Origin of the sequence: Streptomyces sp. NPDC059524, from assembly GCF_042749255.1 — a bacterium.
Lineage (GTDB): Bacteria > Actinomycetota > Actinomycetes > Streptomycetales > Streptomycetaceae > Streptomyces > Streptomyces xanthii.
The window spans coordinates 3180-7574 of sequence record NZ_JBHYTK010000248.1; the positions used below are offsets into that span (position 1 = coordinate 3180).

Here is a 4395-nt window from a genome sequence, read left to right on the forward strand (position 1 = left end):
GGGGTGGGGGGGGCGGGGGGCGCGAGCGGCTGGCGCGGCCCGCGCGGGCGGGCGCCCGCGCGGCCGCGCGCCCCCCCACGACGGTGACGCCGGAGGCGAACCGGGACAGGGCGTCCCGGAACTCCCCCGGATCGACGGGCGCCATGGTGGTGCTCAGCCGTTCCACTCGTGGCCCCACAGCGAGTCGGAGGTGATCTCCCGGGCGGTCCAGGTGGCGGGGTCGACGACGAGGCCGTCCCAGCCGTACTCGACCTGGAAGCCGCCGGGCGCCTGTGCGTAGAAGGAGACCATGTGGTCGTTGGAGTGGCGGCCGAGCGACGAGGCGATCGGGATGCCGGCCTTCTTCATGCGGTCGAGTCCGTAGCCGACGTCGTCGAGCTGCTCCAGCTCGACCATGAAGTGGACGATGCCGGGGGGCAGGGCGCCGGGGTAGAGGCCGAGGCTGTGGTGGCGGCGGTTGGGCGACAGGAAGTACATGCGGTACGCGTCCTGGCCGGGCTTGCCGGTGGGGACGGCGACCGGGGGCAGCTGCATGGAGTCGCGCAGCTGGAAGCCGAGGAGGTTCTCGTAGAAGTCGAGGGCCTCGTCGATCTCGACGGCCGGCAGGACGACGTGGCCGAGGCCGAGGTCGCCGGTGGTGGGGCTGGTGGTGCCGGTGACGAAGCGGTTGCCGTAGGGGGTGCCGAGGGGGCTGTGGTCCTGGGCCTGGCCCCAGTAGATCTCCAGCGGGTTGCCGGCCGGGTCGCTGACGTGGATGAGGCCCTGGACGCGGCGGTCGGCGAGGGTGGCGGCGTCGCCTTCCTTGACGGCGTGTCCGGCGGCCTCCAGCTCGCTCGCGGCGAGGGCGAGTTCACGGGCGCCCGGCACCTCGAAGCCGGCGGCGACGAGACGGTCCTGGGTGCCCGCGACGAACTGGAAGCGGTGGACGCGGTCGTCGATGCGGACGTTGAGCTGCTCGTCGGTGCTGCCCTGGGCCTCGACCATGCCGAGGATGTCCAGGACGTAGGTGCGCCAGGCGGCGAGGTCCGTGGTCTCGATGCGGAGATAGCCGAGTGAGCGGATGTCCATCCGTAACTCCCGTACGTGAGTGGGGTGGTTCGGTCGAGTGGTTCAGTGGGTGAAGAAGTCGATGGCGAGGCGGTTGAACTCGTCGGCCTGCTCGGTCTGGGCCCAGTGGCCGCAGTGCGGGAAGACGTGGAGCCGGGCGTTCGGCATCGCCTTGAGGGCGACGAAGGCGCCGTCGATCGGGTTGACGCGGTCCTCGCGGCCCCAGGTGAGCAGCGTCGGGTGGGTGATGCGGTGGGCGTCGCGCCACAGCTGGGTGCGCTCGGTCCAGGCCGGGTTGGCGAAGGCGGCGCCCATGCGGGCGGCGCCGAGCCTGACCTCGGGGTCGAGGGCGCGCAGGTAGCGCTCCTCGACGAAGGCGTCGGTGACGATCGACCGGTCGTACGCGAGCACGGAGAGGAAGGCCCGCATCTGGTCGCGGGTCGGCTCGGGCGACATGTTGAAGTCGAAGAGCCGCTGGATGCCCTCGGTGGGGTCGGCGTGGAACAGGTTGAGGGTGACGCCGCCGGGGCCCATCAGGAGGAGCTTGCCGACGCGGTCGGGGAAGTCGAGGGCGAGGCGGGCGGCGGTGCCGCCGCCGAGCGAGTTGCCGACGAAGTGGGCTTGGGCGATGCCGAGTTCGTCGAGGAGGGCGACGGTGGCGCGGGCGGAGGCCGTCCAGTAGTCGGTGTCGAGCTCGGGCTTGTCGCTGTCGCCGAAGCAGAGCTGGTCGAGCAGGATCGTGCGCAGCCCCGCGGCGGCGAACGGGGCGAGGTTGGCGCCGAAGTTGGACCAGCCGGAGGCGCCGGGGCCGCCGCCGTGCAGCATGACGACCACGGGCCCGTCGGCGGGGCCCGCCTCGTGGTAGGCGAGGGCGTGGCCGCCGGCCTTGACGGTGCGCCGGGTGGACTCGGCGGTGAGGGCGGTGGTCACAGCATCACGTCCTGGACGTCGAGGCCGAGGGCGTCCTGGCCGAACATCAGCAGGGCGCGCTCGGGGTCGTTGGCGGCGTGGCCGCGGCCGGTGTGGATGTCGCGCCAGGCGCGTTGGACGCCGGCGGGGCCCGCGCCGGTGCGCATGGCGTTGCCGCCCGCGTTCTCCATCAGCAGGTCGACGGCGGCGGCGCAGCGCTCGGTGGCGAGGACCTGGTCGCGGCGGGCGCGGGCGCGCAGTTCGGTGCTCAGTTCGCCGCCGGCGCTGACGATGTCGTACATCTCGCCGATGTTTCCGCGCAGTTGGCGCCAGGCGGCGTCGATGTCGCTGGCGGAGCGGGCGAGGCGGATCTGGGCGAAGGGGTCCTCGGCGACCTTCTGGCCGTAGGAGACGCGGATGCGCTCGCGGGTGGCGGAGACGAAGCCGTCCCAGGCGCCCTGGGCGATGCCGACGATCGGCGAGGAGATGGTGGTGGTGAAGACGGCGGCGTACGGGAGGCGGAAGACCGGCTCGGGGTTGATGTCGAGGCCGGGGGCGGCCAGCGCGGTGACGGGGCCGTAGGACAGGGCGCGGTGCTCGGGGACGAAGACGTCCTCGACGAGGATGTCGTTGGAGCCGGTGCCGCGCAGGCCGACGGTGTCCCAGACGTCCTTGATCTCGTAGTCGGTGCGCGGCAGCAGGAAGGCGCGCATGTCGACCGGGTTGCCGTCGGCGTCGGGGACCAGGGCGCCCAGGATGATCCACTGGGCGTGGTCGCAGCCCGAGGAGAAGTGCCAGCGGCCGCTGAGCCGGAAGCCTCCGTCGACGCGGGCCGCGGTGCCGGTCGGGGCGTACGAGGAGGAGATGCGGGTGTCGGCGCGCTCGCCGTTCTCGCCCCAGACCTCGTCCTGCGCGGCCTTCTCGTACAGCGCCACGTGCCAGGGGTGGACCCCGAGGACGGAGGCGACCCACCCGGTGGAGCCGCAGGCCTGGGCGATCTCCTTGACGCAGTCGTAGAAGACGGCCGGGTCGGCGCCGTGTCCGCCGTAGCGCCGGGGCTGCAGGAGCCGGAAGAAGCCGGTGGACGCCAGTTCCTTGACCGTGGCCTCGGGGATCCTGCGCAGCTCCTCGGCCTCGGCGGCGCGCTCGGCGACGGCGGGCAGGAGGGCGCGGACCGAGGCGAGGACTGCGGCGGTGGAGTCTTCGGTCATGTGAGGCACCTTCACGATGGGGCGGTGGGGTGAATGTGAGGGGACCGTAGGCGCGGCCCGGGGCGGTGCGACAGCGGGGGTTCCCGCTGAGCGGGAAGCGGTGGCGGGGCGGGCCCGGAAAATCCACCGTGTCCACTCTCTTCCCATGTCAGCCCCTGACGTGGCAAGGTCCCCTCAACGCTGAAGGACGACCGCGTCGTGGCGGTTCGTACCCCTTTGCTCTGTCCCGTTTGGGGGTGTGCTGTGCTCGAAATGGCCCCTGAGGCTGCCGTGGCTCCGCTGTCTCTGCTCGAGAAGGCCGAGAAGGTGCTCGCCGCGTTCGACGGCGGCCGCGGCCGGCTCTCGCTCACCGACGTCATCCACCGTTCGGGCCTGTCGCGCACCTCCGCGCACCGCATCCTGGACCAGCTGGTGCAGCTGCGCTGGCTGGACCGGGAGGGCCGGGACTACCGGCTCGGGCTGCGGATGCTGGAGCACGGCGGACTGGCGGCGCACCACAACCGGCTGGTGCGGGCCGCCACACCGCATCTGGACGCCCTGCACGAGGCGACCGGCAAGCAGGTGCACCTGTACGTGCTGGACGGGGCGACGGACGTCGTCTGTCTGGAGCGGTCCGGTTCGCTGCCGTCGTCCTCCGGCGAGCGGACCGACCGTACGCCGCAGGTGCGGGTCGGGGCGCGGCTGCCGGCGCACGCCACGGCGGCCGGGAAGGCGATGCTGGCGTTCGGCGACCAGGCGGACATCGAGCGGGTGCTCGCGGCGGGGCTCGCGCCTCGTACGGCCCGTACGGTGAGCCGGGCCTCCGTGTTCTGCTCGGAGCTCTCGCGGGTGCGGACGTCCGGGCTCGCCTACGACCGGGAGGAGTCGTTCCCGGGGCTCGTGTGTGTGGCGGTGCCGTTGCGCGGGGCGGGGCGGGCCGTCGCGGCCGTGTCCTTGTCTTCGCTGGGGCCGCAACGGGGGCTGGAGCATCAGGAGGCCCGGCTGCGGGCCGCTGCGCGGGCGATCTGGCGGGATCTGCACGGTCCGGGTCGTGCGGCGCGGTTCGCCCAGGCGCCGGATGTCGCGCCCATGGGGCCCGGGGACCGGACTCTGCCGAACATGTTGACCTGGGTGCGCCAGGACTCCTGGATGTGATCGAGCGTCGGCGGCTGCGGGTGGTTCGTGGCTGGTCGCGCAGTTCCCCGCGCCCCTGAGATGCATGGCGCTTCGCGCCGCATCTCCCCGAAGG

The 4395-nt window shown here is 72.9% G+C and carries 4 protein-coding genes; 1 reads left to right on the plus strand and 3 read right to left on the minus strand.

The features are described 5' to 3' along the window. Window positions 1–153: 153 nt before the first annotated feature. From ACFW9D_RS37025 to hsaA, 3 genes are read right to left on the minus strand one after another with little or no spacing between them, the layout of a single operon-like run. Window positions 154–1068: a VOC family protein gene (locus ACFW9D_RS37025; protein WP_384629754.1), complete on the minus strand. Its 915-nt coding sequence runs from the start codon at window positions 1066–1068 to the stop codon at window positions 154–156. A 42-nt stretch (window positions 1069–1110) separates the two neighbouring features. Further along, window positions 1111–1977 carry a 4,5:9,10-diseco-3-hydroxy-5,9,17-trioxoandrosta-1(10),2-diene-4-oate hydrolase gene (hsaD, locus tag ACFW9D_RS37030; RefSeq protein WP_188339493.1) on the minus strand — a complete coding sequence of 289 codons (867 nt, stop codon included), beginning with the start codon at window positions 1975–1977 and terminating at the stop codon, window positions 1111–1113. Then, entirely contained in the window at window positions 1974–3167 is a 1194-nt protein-coding gene (gene hsaA / locus ACFW9D_RS37035) for a 3-hydroxy-9,10-secoandrosta-1,3,5(10)-triene-9,17-dione monooxygenase oxygenase subunit (RefSeq protein WP_384629759.1), read from the minus strand. The genes hsaD and hsaA overlap by 4 nt, the downstream gene beginning before the upstream one ends. Window positions 3168–3437: 270 nt before the next feature. Between hsaA and ACFW9D_RS37040 the strand changes: the two genes are divergently transcribed. Further along, entirely contained in the window at window positions 3438–4301 is an 864-nt protein-coding gene (locus ACFW9D_RS37040; RefSeq protein WP_223206173.1) for an IclR family transcriptional regulator, read from the plus strand. The last annotated feature ends 94 nt before the right edge of the window (window positions 4302–4395 follow it).